Below are 21,198 nucleotides of genomic sequence, written 5' to 3'. Positions count from 1 at the left end.
TGAAGGAGGGGCGGAGCCGCAGCGGCTCCGCCCCTCCTCGCCGCGTGGTGGCTACTCCTCGTCCAGCGCGTCCAGGTCGTCGTCGTAGACCTCGCTGACGTCGAACCGGCAGATCAGCAGCTGCGGGTCGGCCCCTTCGAACGGCTCCGGCAGCCACTCCCCCGGGTCGGCCGGCTCGGTGGCCGCCACCCAGAGCGTGGAGTCGCCCTCCTCCAGGCCGAACTCCTCGCACCGGGCCGCGATCTCGTCCGGCTCGTACTCGCCGAACAGCACCCCGATCGCGGCGTTCACCCCGCCGCCCTCCGGGACCGAACCCGGGGTGAGCGACTCGTCCACCCGCTCGGCCTGCTCGCGCAGCCGCTTCGGGTCCGCGATCAGGTAGTCGCGGCGGATCAGCACGCTGATCGCCTCGGGGTGTTCCGGGCCGGAGTACCCGCCCGCTCCCTCGTCGCCGGGCACCTCGAACGGGGTGACCTCGTCGTAGACCTCGTACAGGATCTGGTCGTAGGCGATGGCCGCCGCAGCGAGCTCCTCGTAAGCGCTGGCCACGACGGGATCGTCCGCCGTGGTGGGGCCGGAGACCGCGGCCAGGTGGCGGTCGATGGCGGCCTTGACCGCCTCGGCGGCGGCCCGTACCTCGATGATGGAGAGCTGCGCGGCATCAGACATGGTGCTGACGCTATCTCCCTCCGGGCACGACGCGCACAGGGGTTGTCGTCTAGTTCCGGGAATTCACGGCAACTTCCGCCCTGATGTCCGGTCCGGACGGTTCTGTACCGCACCCGGAGCAGTGCATCCGCACCCCGGACCGGGCGCGTCACGTCCGCCCGCGCGGGGTATCTCGTCAGTGGTACGAAAACTGATTGACTGTCAGCAGCTCCCGAGCGCAGGCTCGCCCGAGGCGGCAGGTGCACTCGGCGGCCCGGGCAGCCGTGAATGTCGCAGGCGGGTCGTACCCTTGCCTGCAAGCGTCCCGCAGGAGGAGAGCCTTGACCCCACCCAAGCTGGTTCGGCAGCCGGAGTACGAGTACCAGTCGCTGAGCATCCCGCGCGGCACCAGCCGCAATGCCGCCCGGCAGCTGCTCACGGACCACGCCGAGTACGGGCACTGGGAGCTGGACAGGCTGAAACTCTTCCCGGACGGCCGTCGTACCGTCCGGCTGCGCCGCCGCATCATCCGGCAGGTCCGCAGCTGGTGACAGCAGGCACAGGGGGCGGGCCGGTCCACCGGCCCGCCCCTCACGTCACCCGGTGCGCCGTCAGCGGGCGCCGACCCGGGAGCGGCGGTACAGCACGCCGCCACCGAGCATCAGGGCCGCGCCCGCCACGGTGAGCAGCTGCAGGCCCTCCGAGCCGGTCTGGGCCAGCTGCGCCCGGCCCGCCGCGGCGTGCGCCGGAGCCGGGGCGGGCGGCGGGGTCTGGAGGTAGGAGGCGGGCTGGGCGACGGACGCTGCCGGGGTGCCGATCTCCTCCGAGCCGGGCAGGCCGCCCCGGCCCGCGCCGTGGCCGGAGCCGCCGCTCTCGCCGCCGGTCTGGGTGGTGCCGGGCGGCTGGGTGCTCGCGGGCGGCGGCGGGTTGTGCGCCCCGGGCGGGCAGTCCTCGTCCTGGGCGGGCGGGGGCGGGGTGGCCACGTTGCCGCAGTCGTTGCCGAAGGCGGGGTTGCCGATGCCGACCACGTTGACCGAGTCGCCGCAGGCGTTGAGCGGGACGGAGACCGGGGCGTGGATGTTGTTGCCGGAGGCGATGCCGGGCGAGTTGGTGGCGGCGCCCTGGGCCTCGGCGCCCCTGGTCCCGCTGTCGTGGCCGCCGCCGTGGCTGCCGTGGCCGCCATGGCCCTCGGCGCCCTTCCCCGGGCCCGAGGAGTTGGCGCAGTCGTTGCCCATCGCGGGGTTGAGCAGGCCGACCACGCTCACCGTGTTGCCGCAGGCGTTGACCGGGATGTCGATCGGCGCCTGGATGTTGTTGCCGGACCCGATGCCGGGTGAGTTGGCGGCGGCACCCTGCGCATCCGAGCTCGCGTAGGCGTAGCCGGAGGCCGAGGCCAGTACGCTGCCGGTGGCGACTGCGGTGAGGATGCCCTTCTTTGCGACCTGACGCATGTACTCCCCTGATGAGTTGTGATTGTCGGAATTCCTGACGCGGTCTTCCCCGGTACACCGAACAACGAGTCCGGGCGTTCTCCGGTTGAGCCGAACGAGCGCTTTCACCCCATCGAGTGAGTTCCGGACATGCCGACGGGCCCCCGGCATCAGCCGGGGGCCCGTCGGTCTCACTGCCTCAGCGGTCGATCCGGCCGGGACGGCCGGCGACTGCTCAGAAGTTGGCGCAGTTGTTGCCGAACGCCGGGTTCAGCAGACCGATCACGCTGACGGTGTTGCCACAGAGGTTCACCGGCACGTGCACGGGGACCTGGACATTGTTGCCCGACAGCACGCCCGGGGAGTTGGTCGCGAAACCGTTCGCGGCCGCGCCACCGTGAGCGGCGGCGGCACCCGCACCCGCGAGCACCAGACCACCGGTGGCGGCGACAACGGCAACGATCTTCTTGACCTTCATGGGTATTCCTCCTGGTCGATTCCTGTGTTCCACAGGCCGTTGTTCCGGCCTGCATATGAGTGAACGAGGCTGGGCCGAACGGGGTACGGAGTGGATCACCCATTCACCCGCAGCGGTGACAACTCGCACACGCAGTCGACCAATTGACCACTGGAGGAATCCTTTCTGCATGCGGCGTTTCGCCGCTCCGCTCGTCATTCGCTCCGACAATGCGGACGGCCCGCCCCCGGGAACCCCGGGGGCGGGCCGTCCGATCGAACCGTGGACCGTGGACCGTGGATCAGCAGGCGTCGATGAAGCGGTCCAGCACCCGCACACCGAACTTCAGGCCGTCCACCGGCACCCGCTCGTCCACGCCGTGGAACATGCCGGCGAAGTCCAGCTCCGGCGGCAGCTTGAGCGGCGCGAAGCCGAAGCAGCGGATGCCCAGGTCCTGGAAGGACTTCGCGTCCGTCCCGCCCGACAGGCAGTACGGCACCGCCCGGGCGATCGGGTCCTCGGCCTGGAGCGCCGACTGCATCGCGTCCACCAGCGCGCCGTCGAAGCTCGTCTCCAGCGCCTTGTCGTAGTGCAGGCTCTCCCGCTTCACCCGGGGACCGAGCACGCTGTCCAGCTCGGCCAGGAACTCCTCCTCGTAGCCGGGCAGGAAGCGCCCGTCCACGTGCGCGGTGGCCTGGCCGGGGATCACGTTCACCTTGTACCCGGCGCCCAGCATGGTCGGCTGGGCGGTGTTGCGCAGCGTGGTGCCGATCATCTTGGCGATGCCGCCGAGCACCCGGAGCGTCTCGTCCATGTCGTTCGGGTCGAGCTTCACGCCCAGCGCGTCCGACAGCTCGTTCAGGAACGCCTGCACGGTCTTGGTGATCCGCAGCGGGAAGGTGTGCTTCCCGAGCCGGGCCACCGCCTCGCACAGCTCGGTGATCGCGTTGTCGTCGTTCTCCATCGAGCCGTGCCCGGCCCGGCCCTCGACGGTGAGCCGCATCCAGTGCATGCCCTTCTCCGCCGTCTCCACCAGGTACAGCCGGACCTGGTCGTTGACGGTGAAGGAGAAGCCGCCGACCTCGCCGATGCCCTCGGTGACGCCCTCGAACAGCTCCGGGTGCTTGTCCACCAGGTAGCGCGCGCCGTACGTGCCGCCCGCCTCCTCGTCCGCGACGAAGGCCAGCACCAGGTCCCGCGGGGGCTTGCGCCCGGTCCGCAGCCGGTCGCGGACGACGGCCAGCGTCATCGCGTCCATGTCCTTCATGTCCACCGCGCCGCGGCCCCAGACGCAGCCGTCCGCGATCTCGCCGGAGAACGGGTCGTACGTCCAGTCCGCCGCGTTGGCCGGCACCACGTCGGTGTGGCCGTGGATCAGCAGCCCGGGACGCGAACGGTCCTCGCCCTCGATCCGCACCACGGTGGAGGCCCGGCCCTTGGCCGACTCGAAGATCTTCGGCTCCAGGCCGAACTCCGCCAGCTGCTCCGCGACGTACTCCGCCGCCTTCCGCTCCCCCGGCCCCGACCCGTCACCGTAGTTGCTGGTGTCGATCCGGATCAGGTCGCGGCAGATCTCGGCGACCTCCGACTCGGCATTCACCTTCGGGCCGCCCACCTGCCCCGCCTTCGACTCGCTCACGGTGTCTCCTCGTCGTCTCGCCCACCCGGCGCACCTCCACGCCGCCACGGCACCCAGCACCGCGGCCGGCAGGCACAGTCCCGCCATCCTCCCCCAGCCGCCGCCCCACCCCAAGGCCATTCCCCCGGATCGAAGCCGCACGACCCCCACCAGGGACGGTTTTGGGTCCTGGAGCCGATCCTTGCTACAGTTACACATGTCGACGCGGGCAACAGGCCGCAGAGACAACACCCGGTCCGGGTGGCGGAATGGCAGACGCGCTAGCTTGAGGTGCTAGTGCCCTTTATCGGGCGTGGGGGTTCAAGTCCCCCCTCGGACACCAGCTAAGACCCCACTTCACGTGGGGTTTTTTGCTTTTCCGGGCTCCGTGCAGTGGCTGCGTGACCCACTGCGTGACCCACAGGAATGATCTTGCTCTAGATGGGCGCAGCACGACCCACGCGCGGGGCGAGTGGTGCCCGGCGTTCGCCGACACCTCCACCGGATTCTCTCCGCTTCGAGATCGTTGCTGATCCGGCTGTGCCGTAGGTCGTGGATGCGGAAGCCCTCCGGGAGGTTCAGGCGGGCACGAACAGTCCGCCATCGAGCCGGGACCTTCTCGGGGTCCTGCGGGCCCCCTGCCCCGCCCTCCTTGAACAGCTTGAAGCCGTCCCTGGCGAACACGAGATCGTTCTCGTCCCACCCGATGATCAGAGCATTGTCGTCACCGTCCTTACTGCGCCGCAGTCCGGTCGGGGCCCAGACGGTCCACAAGGGAGCGTCACGCAGGCAGTCGTGGAACGGGTCGCACTTGCGGTTGCCACACGGGTCCCAGATCGAGGCCAGGAAGCGTGCGGTGTCGGAGTCGTCCACGATCTCGAACCGCTTCTCCTGGGACCGGATCTGACGCTCGGTCGGCGGGTTGGCCGTGGACGCCGGTCTCAACTACGCGGTGTCCCGCTGCGGGGGCCGGCTGGCCCAATGCCCTCTCGGGCACCCGGGGCTACTGGACCGGGACCAACAGCACCTCACCGGGCCTGGCCCTGATCGGCGAACACGGCCCGAACTGGTCGACTTCCGAGGAGGTGAACGCGTCCACAACGCCAGCTCCACGGCCGAGATGCTCGGCGGGCGCCGCTACGAGGCCAAGCACGAGGACACCACTCAGGCCACCCTCAGGGCACTTCAGCAGCTGGAGGTGGTGTACGGAATCTGATCAACAGAAGCGAGTGGCCCGGCAGTTGCCGGGCCACTCTCAATTCTGGGGGTCCCGGACCTACTACGGCCTGTTCAGCCAGATCGAGTTGATCGGCGTCATGTCCACCACCACGGCAGTGTTCCAGCCGTTCGGCTGGACGTTAACGACCGTGCCGGTGCAGTTTCCGCCCCAGTAGTTGTAGCACATGACTGCGGTGGCGTTGCTGCCCCCGGTCTGGTTGTTGACTACCCAGTGGTTGCCGTTGACGTTGTCCAGGTTGTTGGCGCCGTACCGCTCGAAACGGGCGATGATGTTCCCGTTCTGGAGGGAGCCAATAGTGCTGTCGGCGTAGACGCACACGAAGCCGGGCTGGCAGCCGAAGGCGGAGGAGGCTGCGTGCGCCGGGCCTGCCGCAATAATCCCCCCACCCAGTGCCATGAAGCCGGCGGCCACCGTCGAAGCAATCTTCCTGCGGATCAACATGATCATCCCCTAATCATCCGAGCCGGGCAGGTCACCCACCCGCGCGCACCCAAGGGTGAGGCCGCAGGGCCTCGGGAGGAACCTGCAACCTCATAGGTTGACTGCGGGTCCGAAATTGCACAACCTGCTTTGTCACTAAGGCACTTCAGCAAATGGAGGTCATGCACGGAATCTGACGATCAGGAGACTCTATGCCCATTCCCGCTGTACTGGTCTGAGCCGAAGAGACACCAGCACCTCCACCCGGTCTGCCGGAGGCCGTCCACTGGCAGCACACCTACGTGACCATCACCGGCAGCAACGGCCACAGGGCGAGGAGATCGCCCTCACCGGCTTCGCCGGCCCTCGAGCATCATGCAGGCCGGAGCACTCGGCCTGGACGCACCGCCCATCGAACTGCACGCCGACGACAGCCCGAACCTGGACGGCGGGCTCTTCCGGGGCACCCGCGCCGTGGCCCGCGAGGTCCTGCTCCCCGTCTACATCTACAGCCCCGACCGGCGCACGCTGAAGGAGACGAAGCGGCGCCTCGTGGCCGCGCTCAACCCCCGGCGCGGGTACGCGCTGCTGCGGTTCACCGAGTCCGACGGGCAGTCCCGATACCTCTACGGCTACTACAAGGACGGCATGGAGGGGAACGAGGCCGAGGACCGGACCGGGTTCCGGTGGGTGAAGTATGGCATCAAGCTCATGTGCTTCGACCCCTGGTTCTACTCGGACGAAGTCCGCTCCGAGAGCTGGGACTTCGGCAAGGGGCTGCCATTCCTTCGGTCCCCTTTCCTTCTGCTGACCCTCAGCGAGGGCATCGAGTCCGGGGCTCCGGTCATCGAGGCCGGCCGGACCCTGACCATCGACACCCGTCCCGGCCACAAGAGCGCCAAGGACGACCAGGGAACGAATTAATACCCCGAACTCGCGTCGAACCCACAGATGTTCAACCTGCCGCCGGGGCGCTCGACCGTCCGCTTCGATGTCGTCGCGGGCAGCGGAAAGCCGTCCGTCCAGCTGACTTTCCGGCCCCGCTACAACTCCTACTGACCGGTTTGCCTCTCCGGCCACGTCTTACCCTCGCAGACGACCTGCAAGATGGTCACGCCGCTGATCACCGAACTGCTGCTGGCGGCCGTCGGCCTGGCCAAGAGATCGTCCGCGTAGCCCCGCGTCTGTCCCGCCAGCCTCTCAATGTTGTTACTGACATCTGCGTGCTGAGCCAACTTGCGGGCCTGGTCCAGCTCATCGGCCATGCCCCTGACCTGTGCCACCATGCTCGTGTTGCCAGGCGTGTCGGACAGATACAGGAGGGACTTGAAGACGCGCTCAGCCGCCACGCATCCCGGATCTTTAACCCGGCTGGGCGATATCTTCTCCTCCCCCACCAGCGAGGGCCCAAGCCCCCCGAGTGTCTGCGGAAGGAGGCTGATCACCCAAAACGCTCCCATCGCAACAATCGGCACGATCACAAGAGTGATCCACGGTGAAATCCTTCGAATCTCTGGCATGCCCATCCCCCGTAGCAGCAGCGAGCCACAGTCTGCGTATCCAAATCCCTTCTCGCCAGGCTGAGTTGCCAAACCAAAGCTATCGAGGCTTGGTGCTCCCCAACCCGCCCAACTAGGCAGAACCGAGGTGATAACCCTGGGTTGCCGCATTGAAGTGCGAGACCGTGACATGAGGCGCGTCGGCGAGATCGACACGTGGATCAAGCTGGACCTCACCGTCCGGTACAGCCAGATGGGCAGCTGGCAGCTGCTGGTGAAGTCCGGCACCGAGCAGGTCGAACTGCTCCCAGAAGGGAGGCGGTGTCGCCGTCTACCAGGACGGAGTGGAGCTGCCGCTTCTGACCGGCCGCATCGACTCATTCCAGGAGTACTGGACGGTCCAGCAGCACACCGAGCAGGGGTCGCTGAACGTCGGCGGCAGGTGCGACAACGCGCACGCCTACAGCCGCCTGGCCTTCCCCGACCCGGCCAAGCCGGTCGGCCAGCAGTACACGGCCGCGGAGTCCCGGACGGTCTCCGCAGTGCTGCGGCAGGAGCTGAACACCTCTCTCGGCCCCGGCGCTCTTCCCGACCGCCAGGTGCCCGGCATCCTGATGGACCCTCAGCCCACTGTCGGGGCTGTCGTCTCGGACGTGCAACGGGATCGAGTACTCGGACATCAAGGAGGGGGCGAACGCCAAGTTGGGCGTCGCCACCCTCGCGGCCGGCACCGTGACCGTGCCCACCACCGCGTGACCACACCCGCCAGATCAATGCTCACCGCCCAGGCTCCCGGCGGCACCCCGGGCGCTCTGTGGGTCAACGCCCGCACGGGCGGGCGCCTCGTTCGTCATCAAGTCCACCGGCGCATCCGACACTTCGAGCGTCGCGTGGCTAATCGTCGACCCCGCCTGAGAGGAGGCAGCACGAATGAACTCAACCGAGGTGTTCGCCTTCGCCGGCACGGCGGTCTCCGTGACCGCTGCCCTGGTGATGCTCCGGGCTGCCTGGCAGATCAACACCGCCAAGATCTGGCGCGAAGAGGCCGAGGCCCAGAAGACCCGCGCCGACGCCTCCAGGCGGACATGAATGAAATCAAGGACCGGCTGACGAAGATCGAGGCCGAGAACTCCCGCCCGGTCGAGCTGATGACCGCGCTCGACCCGGCCCGGATTCTCAACCGCTGACAAGCACCGCCGCGATGACCAGCACCACCATGCCCACCACCGTCATGAAGCACCCAGATCTGTTCATCGGCCAGTTCCCCCGAACCACATCGCTGTGAGGCCGCCCCGCCCTTCGGGACGCGAGCCCACTCTTTCCGCTTCGGTCGTGAACTGTCCACCCGATCAAGGAAGTTGCATGGCCCACTCCGCTTGACAGCTCAATTCATTCACTCACCAACGAGGGGCCGACAACGCGTCGGCCCCTTTCGCGTTCCCGAACGGAGAGAGACCAAATGACCCAAGCTTCTGCCCTGCTCAGCCTCGCTCGCCGGGCCTGGGCCTGGTCGGCCTCCGGGGAGGTGAACGCTTCCGCAATGCACGAGCTGCTGCCGGGCGGCGTCGGAGGTCTGGACGAGTATGAGCGGGCAGTCGTTTCCGTAGCCGCCCTTGCACAGACAGAGCATCCACTGGTCCGTCTGCTTGTTGACGACGAGGTGCGGGCCTTCGTAGTTGTAGATCTTGTACGCGCCGCGCTTGTTCCACATGCTCTGAATGCCCGACTCGACGGACGTGCCCTAGTAGATGCAGGCGTAACCCGAGGGGCAGTCGGTGGCCGCCTGTGCGGGTGCCGCCGCCGCGATCTCCGTTCGACGTCCCGGCCACCTCTCCCGGGACGGTCATCGCAGCGGGGTGAACTCTCACCCTCGACACCGGCCCGGGCACAAGAGCGTCCCGTGGACCTGATGGCCGGCGGCCTCGGTTGGGGCGCGCTCACCAATCCGGGATCGAGGCGGCGATGACGAGGAACCACGACACGGCAGCCGCCAGGGCGACGACCACCAGGAGCGCCACGAAGCACCCGAACGCCTCCCAGCCGACGGACCGTTCCCGGCCGTCGCTGCGCGCCCTTCGCGTTCCCGGGCCGGCCCCGACCCGTCGTCGAGGTGCCGTGAGGATGGTGGATCCTCCAGTCCGTCGGGCGGTCACTGGTGTGCGAATCCACTCGTTCCCGCAGGTGGGGCGTTGCTTCAATCTCCGTATCGAGCGGTCGAGGACGGGGCAACGGCGTGGATCTGAACACGGTGGTGGAGGTGCGCGACGCCCGTCGTCGCGAGGCGTGGCAGCCGGGGGACGCGTGGCTGGGCGGCGGGACGTACCTGTTCTCGGAGCCGCAGCTGCACGTCCGGCGGCTGATCGACCTGGGCCGGATGGGGTGGGAGCCGTTGACGGTGGGGGCGGAGGGCGGGCTGGAGATCGCGGCGACCTGCACGATCGCCGAGCTGTCGCAGTTCCCGAAGCCGGCGGAGTGGGCTGCGGCGCCGCTGTTCGAGCAGTGCTGCCGGGCCTTTCTCGCCTCCTGGAAGATCTGGCACATGGCCACCGTCGGCGGGAACCTGTGCAACGGGCTGCCCGCCGGGCCGATGATCTCGCTGACCGCCGCCCTGGACGGGGTCTGCCTGCTGCTGTCGCAGAGCGGTGCGGTGCGCGAGGTGCCGGTGGCGGACTTCGTCGTCGGGGCCGGGATGAAGGACCTCCAGCCCGGCGAGCTGCTGCGCTCGATCACGCTGCCGGCCCGGGCGCTGGCGGGCCGGACCGCGTTCCGGCAGGCCTCGCTGTACGGGCTCGGCCGCTCGGGGGCGCTGGTGATCGGGGCCGTCGACCCGATCGACGGTGAGCTGACCATCACCGTCACCGCCTCGACCGTACGGCCGATCCAGCTGCGGTTCGCGCTGCCGCCGAATGCGGAGGCGCTGCGCGAGGCGCTCGAGTACGGCATCGCGGCGCACGAGTACTTCGACGACATCCACGGACTCCCCGCCTGGCGACGGCACATGACGTTCCGTTTCGCCGAGGAGATCCGCCGCGAACTGACCGAGGAGGCCGGACGATGAGCTTCTCGATCCGCGTCAACAACGAGGACTTCGACGCCGAACCCCGGCCGGGCCAGTGCCTGCGCACCTACCTGCGCGACCGCGGCTGGTTCGGGGTGAAGAAGGGCTGCGACGCCGGGGACTGCGGCGCCTGCACCGTGCAGGTGGACGGCCGGCCGGTGCACAGCTGCATCTACCCCGCCGTCCGGGCCGAGGGCCGCGCGGTGACCACCGTCGAGGGGCTGGCGAAGGACGGCGAGCTGCACCCGATGCAGCAGCGGTTCCTGGACGCGCAAGGCTTCCAGTGCGGCTTCTGCACGGCCGGCTTCCTGATGACCACCTCGGCCCTGAACGAGGAGCAACTCACCGACCTGCCGAGGTCGTTGAAGGGAAACCTGTGCCGCTGCACCGGCTACCGGGCGATCGAGGACGCGATCTGCGGGGTGAAGCACACCGAGGAGCCCGGTGCCGGGCAGGCCGTCGGCCGCAGCCCGGGTGCCCCGGCCGGACCGCAGGTGGTCACCGGCACCGCCCGCTACACCTTCGACGTCGAGGTCGAGGGCCTGCTGCACATGAAGCTGCTCCGCTCCCCGCACCCGCACGCCCGGATCGTCTCCATCGACACCGCCCACGCCCTGCGGGTGGCCGGGGTGCACGCGGTGTTCACCCACCACGACGCCCCCGACAAGCTGTACTCCTCGGCCCGGCACGAGCACCCCACCGAGGACCCGGACGACACCCGGGTGCTGGACGACGTGGTCCGCTTCGTCGGCCAGCGGGTGGCGGCCGTGGTGGCCGAGAGCGAGGGGGCCGCCGAGGAGGCCTGTCGGCGGATCGAGGTCGAGTACGAGCTGCTCCCGTTCGTGGTCGACCCCGAGCTGGCGATGCTGCCCGGCGCGCCGGTGATCCACCCGAAGGGCCCGGAGTCGCGGATCTTCCGCGCCGAGGACAACGTCTGCGGCGAGGTGCACGGTGAACTCGGCAGCGTGGAGCAGGGGTTCGCGGAGGCCGACGTGGTCTACCAGGAGACCTTCCAGACCCAGCGGGTGCAGCACGCCAGCCTGGAGACCCACGGCTGCGTGGTCTACTTCGAGGAGCGGGAGGAGGGCGGCGGGGAGCGGATCGTGGTCCGGTCCAGCACCCAGGTGCCGTTCCTGACCCGGCGTGCGCTGTGCGACCTGTACGACCTGCCGAAGGAGCGGGTCCGGGTGGTCGCGGGCCGGGTCGGCGGCGGCTTCGGCGGCAAGCAGGAGATGCTCACCGAGGACATCGCCGTGCTCGCCGCGCTCCGGCTGCACCGGCCGGTCAAGCTGGAGTTCACCCGCCCCGAGCAGTTCTACGGCGCCACCACCCGCCACCCGTTCAAGGTCACCGTGAAGGTCGGCGCCAAGGCCGACGGCACCCTGACCGCGCTTCAGTTCCGGGTGGTCTCCAACACCGGCGCGTACGGCAACCACGGCCCGGCGGTGATGTTCCACAGCGTCGGCGAGTCGATGGGCGTGTACCGGGCGCCGAACAAGAAGGTGAACGCGTACTCCGTGTACACCAACTGCGTTCCGGCCGGGGCGTTCCGGGGCTACGGGCTGGGCCAGGTGACCTTCGCGCTGGAGTCGGCGATGGACGAGCTGGCCCGTCGGCTGGACCTCGATCCGCTGGTGCTGCGGGAGAAGAACGTGATCGGCCCGGGCGACCACATGGAGGGCCCCTGCGGCGAGGAGGAGGACCTGCACATCGCCAGCTACGGCCTGGACCAGTGCCTCCAGGTGGTGCGCGACGCCCTCGCCGACGACACCAGCGCCGAACTGGCGCCCGAGGGCTGGCTGGTGGGCCAGGGCTTCGCGATGGCCGCGATCGCCACCGGGCCGCCCGGCGGCCACTTCGCCGACGCCACCGTGAAGCTGCTGGACGACGGTACGTACGACATCGCGGTCGGCACCGCGGAGTTCGGCAACGGGACCACCACGGTGCACAAGCAGATCACCGCCGGTGCGCTCGGCACCACGGTGGACCGGATCGCGATCCGGCAGTCCGACACCGACGTGGTGAAGCACGACACCGGCGCGTTCGGCTCGGCCGGCACCGTGGTGGCGGGCAAGGCGGTGATGAAGGCCGCCAACGCGCTGGCCGAGCAACTGCTCTCGTTCACCGCCGAGTACGCCCGCACCCCGCGCAGCCTGCTGCGGCTGACCGCCGACGCGGTGGAGTGCGACGGCCGGGTGGTGACCCTGAAGGAGGTCTTCGAGGCCGCCCGGGGCAAGGGGGTCGAGCTCTCGGCGGACGGGCACTGGGGCGGTACGCCGCGTTCGGTGGCCTTCAACTCGCAGTGGTTCCGGATCGCGGTCGACCCGGACAGCGGGGAGATCCGGATCCTGCGCAGCGTCCACGGCGCCGACGCCGGCAAGGTGATGAACCCGATGCAGTGCCGCGGCCAGGTCGAGGGCGGCGTCGCCCAGGCGCTCGGCGCGACCCTGTTCGAACGGGTGCTGGTCGACGACCGGGGCGAGGTCACCACCGCCGCGTTCCGCCGCTACCGGCTGCCGGCCTACGCCGACATCCCGCGCACCGAGGTGCACTTCTCCGAAACCTCGGACGCCATCGGCCCGTTGGGCGCGAAGTCGATGAGCGAGAGCCCCTTCAACCCGGTCCCGCCCGCCTTCGCCAACGCGCTGCGCGACGCCACCGGCATCCGTTTCACCGAGGCCCCCTTCCTGCGCGACCACGTCTGGCGGGCCCTCGACGAACACCGGCGCAACGGGGCGGGTGCGTCCCGCGCCTGAGGCCGGCGGCGGCCCTCTACCCAGATCGATCATCCGCTGGGACGCTGGTCCCCGTCGAACGGGGAGAGCGAAGGGGTGCGGCTGATGTTCCTGGTGCAGCAGTGACTCGGACCGAGCCCCGGGCCGCGGGCACCGGACCGGGGGCCTCGGCGAGCCGTCGTGGCCTGGGGGTGCTGCTCGCCGCCAAGACGATCTCGGACGTCGGGTACGCGCTCGACTTCATCTGCCTGTCGGTGTTCGTCTGGGAGCGCAGCCACTCGGCCCTCGCCACCGGGCTGCTGAGCGCCGCGCTCTACGCGGGCGCCATCGCGGGCGGCCGGCTCGGCCACCGGTACGGCGACCGGTGGGACCGGCGGCAGGTGATGATCGCCGCCGACCTGGTCCGGATGCTGATGCTCGCCCTGCTCGCGCTGCTGCCGGACTCGGCCCAGAACTGGTGGCTGTACGCCGCGGTCGCGCTGATCGGCACCGGCCGCTCGGTCTTCGAGGCCACCCTGTCGGCCGCCACACCGGTGCTCGCCGGGGAGCGCACCCAGGCGGTGAACAGCATCCTGGCCGGGCTCAAGGGCGTCGCCTTCATGGTCGGCATGGGCCTGGCCACCGTGCTGGTGCCGCTGATCGGCTACCGGGGCGTGTTCGCGCTGGACGCGGGCACGTACGCGCTCTCGGCGCTGGTGCTCACCGCGCTCCGGCTGCGGATGCGCGAGCCCGGCGCGGCGGGCGGCGCCCGGCGGGACCGGACCGGCGCCTGGCCGATGCTGGTCGGTGCGGGCCTGGCGGTGCTGGTGGTGCTGCGCGGCCTGGACGCCTTCGGCAGCTCCTCGCAGCACGTCGGACTCCCCATCCTGGGAAGCGAGTTGCGGCCGGATTCACCGACCTTCGTGTCCGGCGCGGTCTGGGGCTGCTGGGCGGCCGGGCTGCTGCTGGCCGGCTTCGTGCTCCGCCCGCTGGCCAAGCGGGTGGTCGAGCGCAACCCGCTGCTGGTCTTCTGCCTGGCCACGATGGTGATGTCGGCGGGGTTCATCGGCATCTTCTGGCTCTCCGGCTGGTGGCCCCGGCTGCTCTGCGCCGTGGTGGCCGGGCTCGGCGACGCCCTGAGCGAGATCACCTTCAAACAGGCGATGCAGCGCCTGCCGGACGACCGGCGCGGCCGGGCCTTCGGCCTCGGGCAGATCGTCGTCAACAGCGGCTTCATGGCCGGACTGCTCGTCACCGGCCTGGTGCTGCAGCCCTCCTGGGTACCGGAGTGGGTGCTGCTGCTGCACGGCGTGCCGCTGCTGGTCGCGGCCTGGGCGGCGGTCACCGCCCGCTCCAGGAACGCGCTGCTGCCCGCGAGTTGACATCCCGTCGAGGACCATCGGAGGAGACCGTCAGGTGACGGAGAGCGCGTATCTGGACCATGCCGGCTTCGGCCGGCTGCGGCCCGCCGCGGTGGACGCGATGCGGACCGTGCTGGAGGAGGTGATGCCGTACGGGAGCACCCGGATCGGTGGCCTGTTCGCGGCCCGGGCCGCCGCCCGGCGGGCGATGGCGCGGCTGCTCTCCTGCACGCCGGAGGAGGTGGCCTTCGTGCCCAACACCTCGACCGGCGTGCACCTCGTCGCGGACGGGCTGGACTGGCACCGGGGCGACCGGGTGGTGGTCTTCGACCGCGACTTCCCGGCCAACGTCCGCCCCTGGAGCAGGCTTTCACGGCACGGCGTCCAGCTCGACTGGGTGCCGATGCACGCCGGCGGCTACCGTACCGAGGACATCGCCGCCGCGATCGGCCCGCGCACCCGGCTGGTCGCGGTCAGCCACGTCAACTTCGCCACCGGCTTCCGGATCGACCTGGACGCGGTCTGCGCCCTGGCGGGCCGGGTCGGCGCGCTGGTCAGCGTGGACGCGGTGCAGAGCCTCGGCGCACTGCCGCTCTCGCTCGCCGACACCCCGGTCGACTTCCTGGCGGCCGGCGCGCACAAGTGGCTCGGCGGGCCGCCCGGGACGGGCGTGTTCTTCTGCCGGACCGGGCGGCTGGAGCTGCTGCGGACGGTCCCGACCGGCTGGTTCGGCTTCGACGGCGCGCCGGAGCTGATGAAGGGCAAGGGCCCGCTGAGCTACCAGCTCCCGGAACGGGCCGGCACCGCCCGGGTCGAGGGCGGTATGTACGACCTGATCGGCATGGTCGGCCTGGCCGCCGCGCTGGCCGAGTTGGAGGCGGTCGGGCTGCCCGCCGTGACCGCGCGGGTGCTCTCCCTCGCGGACCGGATCAGAACGGGAGTTTCCGCGGCCGGCTTTACTCCCGCCACTCCGGCGGACCCGGCCTCGGACTCCGGGATAGTCAGCTTCTCCGGCGCCCGGACGGACAGCGCCGAACTCGTGGACAGACTGGTCGAATCTGCGGTACAGGTATCGGTACCGGCCGGGCTGGTCCGCGTTTCCCCGCACTTTTGGACCACCGACCGGGAAGTCGATCTCTTCCTGTCCCGGCTTTCGGAGCTGACGGCCTGATCAGGCCGGATCAAGCCCTGCGGCGCGCCGGCCGCAGGGCTCGTCCGCATTTCCCGGAACACCGATTTCACCGTCCTGACGACACCTGACGACACCTGATGAATTACTGCCGAAATGGTCGGGAAAGCCTTGACGCTCCTCGGCGGCTGCCCTAGCTTTCCGAACACCAGCACCGGCGCGAATATACGTGTCCGGTCATTCGGTGAAGGGAGTACGAAATGTCGTACGAGTCCTGGGAGTCCCTTGCGGACGAGGTCGAGATCAGCACCGGCGAAGCCGACTGCTGGACCTGTCTGATGGACGACGCCACCTGATCCGTCCTCCTGGTGGTGCGCCCTGTGCCCTTGCGGCCCAGGGCGCATCTCGGCTTTCCGAGACACGTCTTTCCGAGGGCACGTCAGAGACGAGGGAATGGCACCGTGGACCGCTGGCAGTTCAGTCACGGCACTGTCGGGGTGAACGCCCCCAGCTGGATGACCTTCGAGGTGCACCGGCCGTACTTCGACGGCGCCGGGACGCCGTCGACGGTCATCCAGGCCAGGGCGGCGGTGCTGGCGGCCCGTCGGTTCGAGGCCCGGGCGCCGCGGGCGCTGCGGTTCGGCATGACGATGCCCGCGAGCTACCGGCGGCTGCTGGTCGAGGAGTCCAGGCTGCACCGCTACCGGGCGTCGACCCCAACGGACCTGCCGGACGAGCTGGCCTCGCCGGCCTGGCGCCGGATGGCGGAGGCCTACCGGCACCGGGCCGACCTGGACACCGTGGACCGGGCCGGGCTGGCGCACTGGCTGGTCGCCGCCTGCCTGCTGCCCGCCGTGCTGGACGTCGTACCGGAGGACCTCGACCCGGCCGACTGCCGGGACGCGGTGCCGGCCGGGCTCCAAGGCGCCCGCGCGGTCGCGCTGTTCGGCCTCGAAGGCCTGACCGACCGGACCACGGCCGCGTACCGGCCCCTGGTCGAGCACCCGGCACCCACGGTCACGCACGTGCAGGCGGTGGCGGGCTGGGGCTACCTGCTGGCCCGGCACGGCAGCGACGACTCGGCCGTACCGCACCACCTCGACCGGGCCAGGCAGCTGCTCGCCGGCCTGGTGGGCGAGTTGAGCGGCTTCGAACGCACCGTGCTGGAGGCCAGGCTGGCCCTGCGCGAGGTGATGTACGCCGAGCGGCAGCAGGACTTCGCCGGGGCGGCGGCCCGGCTGGCGGTGGCTCAGCAGGCCGTCGACGAGCTCCCCGCGCCGGACGGCGACGACGCCATGGTGCTGCTGGAGACCCGGCGGCGGCTGATCGACCGCCGGGTGGAGATGGCGGTCAGGCTCGGTGACACCGAGGCCGAACAGCTGGCCCTGGCCGAGGGGTTGGCGATCGACCCGAGCTGCGTGAAGCTCCGGATGCAGACCGCGCAGGCGCACCGGCGGGCGGGCCGGACCGAACAGGCCCTGGCGGGCTTCCTGCACGCGGCCCGGCTCGGCCCGTACGGGACCGGGTTCGCACTGCTGCACGCAGCCGGCTGCGCCGCCGAGACCGGGCAGGACGAGTTCGCCCGGGTGCTCACCGAGCGGGCCTTCCGGGCCGCGCCGCGCGCCGCCACCACCCGCGACCGGCTGGTGGCGAGCTGCCTGGCGGCGGGCGACGAGCCGCTGGCGGAGGTGGTCCGGCAGGCCGCCGAGCGCGACCCGCAGCGCCCGTACGCCAACAACTGGCACTACCGGATGCACGCGGCGTACTTCAACCTCGGCGAGTCCGCCTCCCCCGGCCTGTACGCCAAACTCCCCACCCTGGCCTTCGAGTTCGCCGAGCGGGGCACCCCGCCGACGGTGAACTGGCAGCGGTTGATGCCGCCCGCGTTCCGGACCAACCTGATCCGCGAGTCGGGGCTGACCGAGTTCGCCGTCGCGCACCCGGCCGAGCTGCCGGCCGGGCTGCGGACGCCCGCCTGGGACACCCTGTGCGAGTGGGTGGCGGAGTTCGGCGCCTACGACGCCGAGCGGCAGCACCAGGTGGCGGTGGTGCTGTTCCGGCTCGGATTCCTGAAGCTGGTGCAGGAGTTGATCCCGTTCAGGCCGGCTGCCGAGCTGCGGACGGCGGCCGAGCTGCGGCTGCACCACTGGCTCGACATCGTCCGCTGGGTCGGCTCGGTCGGCCGGGCGGCCGTGGTCGCCCCGGCCAACTCCCGGGCGATCGCCGAGCACCCGGCCTGCCCGACCCGGCTCCGGTTCGTGATCGCGGTCTTCTCGGTCATCTACGAGGCGCGGGAGACCCGTTCGCTGGAGGCCGCGCTCGACTGGCGGGCGATCGGGGAGAAGGCGCTGGCGGAGCTGCTGGCCGATCCGCAGTACTCCCCGTTCGAGAAGACCATGATGGAGAGCCGGTTCTACCGCAGCGTCAGCTACGTGCCGTTCCTCCAGCGGGACACCGTGCAGCTGGCCGCCGACATGGACCGGGCCGAGGAGCTGGCCCGGGCGGTGCCGGCCGTCGGCGAGTACCAGGAGTTCCTGCGCCGGGAGAACCTGCGGGCCTGCGTGGAGAGCCGGTCGAAGGAGTTCTACGCCTTCGGCGAGAACGACCGGGCGCACCGGCTGGTGGCCGAGGCGCTGGCCCTCGACCCGTACGAGCCGAAGACCCACATCGAGGTCGCGGAGGGCCTGCTGAAGGAGGGCAACCCCGAAGAGGCGGCCCGCAGTTACCTGCGGACGGCCCGGCTGGGGCCGGTCTCCACCGCCTTCGGGTACGCGGCGGCGGGCGACTGCTTCGCCCGGGCCGGGCGGCCGCTGCTCGCCGAGGACTGCTACCTCCAGGCGCTGCGGATCGACCCGCACGCGATCTCCGCCGCCCGGGGGTGGGCCGCCGTGGGTGCGGCGAACGGCATGGGCGGGCTGGCCGAGCAGTACCTGGCCGACCTGGAGGCGTGGGGTGCGGCCCGCCGCGCCGCCCGCGCAGGGGCCGAGGCGGGGACCGAGACCAAGGCTGGGGCCGGGGAGGGCTTGTGAGCGTCGAGTGGCGGCTGACGCCGGTTCAGGCCGACGATGTCGAAGCCGTGGTGGTGCCGGCCTGGTCCGACGCCCTGCCGGCCGGGCTGAGCCCCGCCTTCCTCGCGGGGAGCGGCTTCTCCGGTGCCCCCGGGCAGACCCTGCACCTGCCGGGCGAACCCGTCACCGTCCTGCTCGGCTGCGGCCCCCGGGGCGGGTACGGGCGCGCCACCGCCCGTGCGGCGGGCGCCCGGCTGGCCCGGGCGGTGGCCGGCTACGGTCGCCTGGCCGTGCAGGCCCCTGCTGCCGAACTCCGCCCACTGGTCGAGGGCTTCCTGCTCGGCGGGTACCGCTTCGCCGGGTACTTCTCCGCCCCGCCCGCGGCCGGCCAACGGATCGACCTGGTCACCGCGGACACCGCCGGGGCCCGCGCCGAACTCGCCGCCGGGGTGCGGGTCGGCGAGGCCGTCCTGCTGGCCCGCGACCTGGTGAACGAGCCCGGCGAGGCCCTCACCCCACCGGAGTTCGCCGACCGGGCGGTGAGGATCGCGGCCGGTTCCGGCCTGGAGTGCGAGGTCTGGGACGCCGGGCGGATCGCCGCCGAGCGGCTCGGCGGCCTGCTCGGGGTCAGCCGGGGCTCCCTGGTGCCGCCCCGGCTGGTCCGGCTGCGCTACCGGCCCGCCGATCCGGCGGCGCGGCGGATCGCGCTGGTCGGCAAGGGCGTCACCTACGACGCGGGCGGTCTCTCGCTGAAGCCGAACGCCGAACTCGCCGCCATGAAGGCCGACATGGCCGGGGCGGCGGCCGTGCTGGCCGCGATGTCCACCCTGACCGCGCTGAACTGCCCGGTGGCGGTGGACGGTTGGCTGCCGCTGACCGAGAACATGCCGAACGGCGACCCGATCCGGGTCGGTGACGTGCTGCGGATGCGCAGCGGCAGCACGGTCGAGGTCCGGCACGCCGACGCCGAGGGCCGGCTGATCCTGGCCGACGCCCTCACCCTGGCCGGGGAGACCGCCCCGGACGCCGTCATCGACCTCGCCACCCTCACCGACGCGGCCGCCGTCGCCCTCGGCCGCCGGATCACCGCCGTCATGGGCACCGACGAGGCCCTCACCGACGCGCTCCGCACCGCCGGGCGCCGGGCCGGCGAGGAGCTCTGGCCACTGCCGCTGCCCGATTCCTACCGGCCCCAACTCGCCTCCCGGGTGGCCGACCTGGCCAACTACACCATCGGCGTCCGGCACGGCACCGCCCTGCTGGCCGGCCTCTTCCTCCGCGAGTTCGTCCCGCCGGGCATCCCCTGGGCCCACCTCGACATCCAGGGCACCGCCCTGTCCGACACCGACGACGGCGAGTGGGTCCCCGGCGGCACGGGCGTCGGCGTCCGCACCCTGATCGAGTACCTGCTCTCCGACTGACCCCGCCCGCGACCGGTCCGACTGCGCTCAGTAGGCTGCCGGTCACACAATCGGCCACCAGGCAGACAGGGCAGGGGACATGACCCAGAGACAGACGGTACGGCCCGGCAAGCGGACGAGAATAGCCTTCGGCCTCATCGCGGGCGTGGCCCTGCTCACCTCGTGCGCCCCGAGCGCGACGGGCCGCGTGGTGGAGAACCCGGCACCGTCCGTCTCCGTGGCCGCGGCGACGGCGAGCCCGACGCCCGTCCCGTCGGCGCCGGCCACGACCGCACCCGCCACCACCGCACCGGCCGCTCCGACCGAGGCCGTCAGCCCGCCGACCACCGCACCCGCGGCCGTTCCGACGACCAAGTCGCCGGCCGCCCCCCGGGCCGCCACCACCACCGCCCCGGCCCCGGCCCCTGCCAGGACCACCGCCAAGCCGCCGGCGCCCGAGCCGACCCGGACGGCCGATCCGGCCGGGGCCGGGTGCTATCCGAAGGCCAACAGCGGCAACTGCTACAAGTCGGGCCAGTTCTGCCGCGCCTCCGACCACAACGTGGTCGGCCGGGACGCCACCGGACGCACCATCAAGTGCGTGGACAACAACGGCTGGCGCTGGGACACCGTCTGACCGGGTCGCCCACCCGCCCGGGTCGCGCCGTCAGTGGTACTGCGTCAGGTCGATCGCGTGGACGGTCAGCCGGTGGCCGTACTCCGGGTGGGTGATCTCCCGGTCGAGTTCCATGCCGAGTTTGCGCATGACGTTCTCGGAGGCGTCGTTGCCGGCCCGGGCGATGCTGACCACCCGGTCGAGGCCGCGGTCCTCCAGGGCGAACTCCAGGGCGGCGTGGGCGGCTTCCGAGGCGTAGCCCTGGCCCCAGAACTGGCGGCCGAGGCGCCAGCCGATCTCCACGGCGGGCAGCACCTCGGGCAGGAACCAGGGGATCGAGAGGCCCGTGAAGCCGGCCAGTTCGCCGGAGGCGAGCAGTTCGACGGCGAACAGGCCGAAGCCCTCGTCGTCCCACTCGTGCTCCCAGCGCTCGATCGCCGCGGCGGTCTGCTCCGGGTCGAGCACGGAGCCGTCGCGGATCCAGCGCATGACGTCCGGGTCCGCGTTGATCTCGGCCATCGGGGCGAGGTCCTGCTCGGTCCAGCGACGGAGCAGCAGGCGGGGGGTGCGAATCTCGGTCATCCGGCCATCCTGTCGAAC

General features: G+C 71.0%; 17 protein-coding genes, 1 tRNA gene and 3 pseudogenes. 14 read left to right on the top strand and 7 right to left on the bottom strand.

Going from position 1 to position 21,198, the window contains the following annotated elements; translation table 11 throughout:
* Nucleotides 1–51: 51 nt before the first annotated feature.
* Nucleotides 52–669, bottom strand: coding sequence for a hypothetical protein (locus ABT118_RS24630; protein ID WP_350672739.1), 618 nt, complete (start codon nucleotides 667–669; stop codon nucleotides 52–54).
* A 335-nt stretch (nucleotides 670–1,004) separates the two neighbouring features.
* On the opposite strand from ABT118_RS24630, the gene ABT118_RS24625 reads away from it, so the two are divergent.
* Entirely contained in the window at nucleotides 1,005–1,199 is a 195-nt protein-coding gene (locus tag ABT118_RS24625; protein ID WP_350672944.1) for a DUF5703 family protein, read from the top strand.
* A 60-nt stretch (nucleotides 1,200–1,259) separates the two neighbouring features.
* Here ABT118_RS24625 and ABT118_RS24620 read toward each other — a convergent pair whose 3' ends face one another.
* From ABT118_RS24620 to ABT118_RS24610, 3 genes are all read right to left on the bottom strand, one after another.
* Entirely contained in the window at nucleotides 1,260–2,099 is an 840-nt protein-coding gene (locus ABT118_RS24620; protein ID WP_350672736.1) for a chaplin, read from the bottom strand.
* A gap of 214 nt (nucleotides 2,100–2,313) precedes the next feature.
* Nucleotides 2,314–2,556: a chaplin gene (locus ABT118_RS24615; protein ID WP_350672733.1), complete on the bottom strand. Its 243-nt coding sequence runs from the start codon at nucleotides 2,554–2,556 to the stop codon at nucleotides 2,314–2,316.
* 280 nt (nucleotides 2,557–2,836) lie between these two features.
* Complete coding sequence (locus ABT118_RS24610; RefSeq protein ID WP_350672731.1) at nucleotides 2,837–4,174, bottom strand: M20/M25/M40 family metallo-hydrolase; 1,338 nt, start codon at nucleotides 4,172–4,174, stop codon at nucleotides 2,837–2,839.
* A gap of 234 nt (nucleotides 4,175–4,408) precedes the next feature.
* Here ABT118_RS24610 and ABT118_RS24605 point away from each other — a divergent pair.
* Nucleotides 4,409–4,496: transfer RNA gene (locus tag ABT118_RS24605), tRNA-Leu, on the top strand.
* A gap of 936 nt (nucleotides 4,497–5,432) precedes the next feature.
* Here ABT118_RS24605 and ABT118_RS24600 read toward each other — a convergent pair.
* Nucleotides 5,433–5,840, bottom strand: a complete 408-nt coding sequence (locus ABT118_RS24600) for a hypothetical protein (RefSeq protein WP_350672728.1) — start codon at nucleotides 5,838–5,840, stop codon at nucleotides 5,433–5,435.
* Between the two features lie 348 nt (nucleotides 5,841–6,188).
* Here ABT118_RS24600 and ABT118_RS24595 point away from each other — a divergent pair, with 348 nt between their 5' ends.
* On the top strand, nucleotides 6,189–6,737 hold the full coding sequence (locus ABT118_RS24595; protein WP_350672726.1) for a phage tail family protein: 549 nt from the start codon (nucleotides 6,189–6,191) through the stop codon (nucleotides 6,735–6,737).
* Nucleotides 6,738–6,865: 128 nt separating this feature from the next.
* On the opposite strand, the gene ABT118_RS24590 is transcribed toward ABT118_RS24595, so the two are convergent.
* Nucleotides 6,866–7,333 carry a hypothetical protein gene (locus ABT118_RS24590; protein ID WP_350672724.1) on the bottom strand — a complete coding sequence of 156 codons (468 nt, stop codon included), beginning with the start codon at nucleotides 7,331–7,333 and terminating at the stop codon, nucleotides 6,866–6,868.
* Nucleotides 7,334–7,460: 127 nt separating this feature from the next.
* On the opposite strand from ABT118_RS24590, the pseudogene ABT118_RS32780 reads away from it, so the two are divergent.
* From ABT118_RS32780 to ABT118_RS24540, 11 genes and pseudogenes are all read left to right on the top strand, one after another.
* Nucleotides 7,461–7,616: pseudogene (locus ABT118_RS32780) on the top strand (Gp37-like protein); the annotation flags it as partial.
* 28 nt (nucleotides 7,617–7,644) lie between these two features.
* A pseudogene (locus ABT118_RS24580) lies at nucleotides 7,645–7,947 on the top strand (Gp37-like protein); the annotation flags it as partial.
* Nucleotides 7,948–8,149: 202 nt separating this feature from the next.
* Nucleotides 8,150–8,227 (top strand): annotated as a pseudogene (locus ABT118_RS32775) (hypothetical protein); the annotation flags it as partial.
* 15 nt (nucleotides 8,228–8,242) lie between these two features.
* A complete protein-coding gene (locus ABT118_RS24575) occupies nucleotides 8,243–8,401 on the top strand; it encodes a hypothetical protein (RefSeq protein WP_350672960.1) in 159 nt (52 codons plus the stop codon).
* A 1,144-nt stretch (nucleotides 8,402–9,545) separates the two neighbouring features.
* A complete protein-coding gene (locus ABT118_RS24570; RefSeq protein WP_350672722.1) occupies nucleotides 9,546–10,370 on the top strand; it encodes an FAD binding domain-containing protein in 825 nt (274 codons plus the stop codon).
* On the top strand, nucleotides 10,367–13,126 hold the full coding sequence (locus ABT118_RS24565) for a molybdopterin-dependent oxidoreductase (protein ID WP_350672720.1): 2,760 nt from the start codon (nucleotides 10,367–10,369) through the stop codon (nucleotides 13,124–13,126). Before ABT118_RS24570 ends, ABT118_RS24565 begins: the two co-directional genes overlap by 4 nt.
* A 101-nt stretch (nucleotides 13,127–13,227) precedes the next feature.
* Complete coding sequence (locus ABT118_RS24560) at nucleotides 13,228–14,466, top strand: MFS transporter (protein WP_350672717.1); 1,239 nt, start codon at nucleotides 13,228–13,230, stop codon at nucleotides 14,464–14,466.
* A gap of 34 nt (nucleotides 14,467–14,500) precedes the next feature.
* The gene (locus tag ABT118_RS24555; protein WP_350672715.1) at nucleotides 14,501–15,616 is read left to right on the top strand and encodes an aminotransferase class V-fold PLP-dependent enzyme; all 1,116 of its coding nucleotides are present in this window, start codon (nucleotides 14,501–14,503) and stop codon (nucleotides 15,614–15,616) included.
* Between the two features lie 419 nt (nucleotides 15,617–16,035).
* Complete coding sequence (locus ABT118_RS24550; RefSeq protein ID WP_350672713.1) at nucleotides 16,036–18,603, top strand: tetratricopeptide repeat protein; 2,568 nt, start codon at nucleotides 16,036–16,038, stop codon at nucleotides 18,601–18,603.
* On the top strand, nucleotides 18,600–20,003 hold the full coding sequence (locus ABT118_RS24545) for a leucyl aminopeptidase (RefSeq protein WP_350672711.1): 1,404 nt from the start codon (nucleotides 18,600–18,602) through the stop codon (nucleotides 20,001–20,003). Before ABT118_RS24550 ends, ABT118_RS24545 begins: the two co-directional genes overlap by 4 nt.
* A gap of 79 nt (nucleotides 20,004–20,082) precedes the next feature.
* Entirely contained in the window at nucleotides 20,083–20,619 is a 537-nt protein-coding gene (locus ABT118_RS24540; RefSeq protein ID WP_350672709.1) for a hypothetical protein, read from the top strand.
* Between the two features lie 30 nt (nucleotides 20,620–20,649).
* Here ABT118_RS24540 and ABT118_RS24535 read toward each other — a convergent pair whose 3' ends face one another.
* Entirely contained in the window at nucleotides 20,650–21,180 is a 531-nt protein-coding gene (locus ABT118_RS24535; protein ID WP_350672707.1) for a GNAT family N-acetyltransferase, read from the bottom strand.
* Between the last annotated feature and the right edge of the window lie 18 nt (nucleotides 21,181–21,198).

This window comes from Kitasatospora sp. NPDC002040, from assembly GCF_040296785.1.
In the GTDB taxonomy this organism is placed as follows: domain Bacteria; phylum Actinomycetota; class Actinomycetes; order Streptomycetales; family Streptomycetaceae; genus Kitasatospora.
The sequence above is the reverse complement of the archived record's forward strand: the minus strand, read 5'-3'. Positions and strand labels throughout refer to the sequence as shown.